General features: G+C 56.3%; 1 rRNA gene. It reads right to left on the bottom strand.

Annotated elements, in window-relative coordinates:
* Nucleotides 1-30: 30 nt before the first annotated feature.
* Nucleotides 31-1393 (bottom strand): 23S ribosomal RNA (locus ABT186_RS47735); the annotation flags it as partial.

The raw sequence follows: 1393 nt of genomic DNA, 5'->3' as shown, positions 1-1393 counted from the left end.
TCAGAACCAACACAGTGGACGCGAGCAACTGAGGACAAGCCCTCGGCCTATTAGTACCAGTCACCTCCACACGTTGCCGTGCTTCCAGATCTGGCCTATCAACCCAGTCGTCTACTGGGAGCCTTACCCCATCAAGTGGGTGGGAGTCCTCATCTCGAAGCAGGCTTCCCGCTTAGATGCTTTCAGCGGTTATCCCTCCCGAACGTAGCCAACCAGCCATGCCCTTGGCAGAACAACTGGCACACCAGAGGTTCGTCCGTCCCGGTCCTCTCGTACTAGGGACAGCCCTTCTCAAGACTCCTACGCGCACAGCGGATAGGGACCGAACTGTCTCACGACGTTCTAAACCCAGCTCGCGTACCGCTTTAATGGGCGAACAGCCCAACCCTTGGGACCGACTCCAGCCCCAGGATGCGACGAGCCGACATCGAGGTGCCAAACCATCCCGTCGATATGGACTCTTGGGGAAGATCAGCCTGTTATCCCCGGGGTACCTTTTATCCGTTGAGCGACGGCGCTTCCACAAGCCACCGCCGGATCACTAGTCCCGACTTTCGTCCCTGCTCGACCCGTCGGTCTCACAGTCAAGCTCCCTTGTGCACTTACACTCAACACCTGATTGCCAACCAGGCTGAGGGAACCTTTGGGCGCCTCCGTTACCCTTTAGGAGGCAACCGCCCCAGTTAAACTACCCATCAGACACTGTCCCCGATCCGGATCACGGACCCGGGTTAGACATCCAGCACGACCAGACTGGTATTTCAACGACGACTCCACAAGAACTGGCGTCCCTGCTTCACAGTCTCCCAGCTATCCTACACAAGCCGAACCGAACACCAATATCAAACTGTAGTAAAGGTCCCGGGGTCTTTCCGTCCTGCTGCGCGAAACGAGCATCTTTACTCGTAGTGCAATTTCACCGGGCCTATGGTTGAGACAGTCGAGAAGTCGTTACGCCATTCGTGCAGGTCGGAACTTACCCGACAAGGAATTTCGCTACCTTAGGATGGTTATAGTTACCACCGCCGTTTACTGGCGCTTAAGTTCTCAGCTTCGCCCCACCGAAGTGAAGCTAACCGGTCCCCTTAACGTTCCAGCACCGGGCAGGCGTCAGTCCGTATACATCGCCTTACGGCTTCGCACGGACCTGTGTTTTTAGTAAACAGTCGCTTCTCGCTGGTCTCTGCGGCCACCCCCAGCTCACGGAGAAAATCCGATCACCAGACGTGGCCCCCCTTCTCCCGAAGTTACGGGGGCATTTTGCCGAATTCCTTAACCATAGTTCACCCGAACGCCTCGGTATTCTCTACCTGACCACCTGAGTCGGTTTAGGGTACGGGCCGCCATGAAACTCGCTAGAGGCTTTTCTCGACAGCATAGGATCATCCACTTC

Origin of the sequence: Streptomyces sp. NPDC001634, assembly GCF_040298185.1 — a bacterium.
In the GTDB taxonomy this organism is placed as follows: Bacteria; Actinomycetota; Actinomycetes; order Streptomycetales; family Streptomycetaceae; genus Streptomyces.
This window is presented reverse-complemented; position numbering and strand designations above follow the sequence as displayed.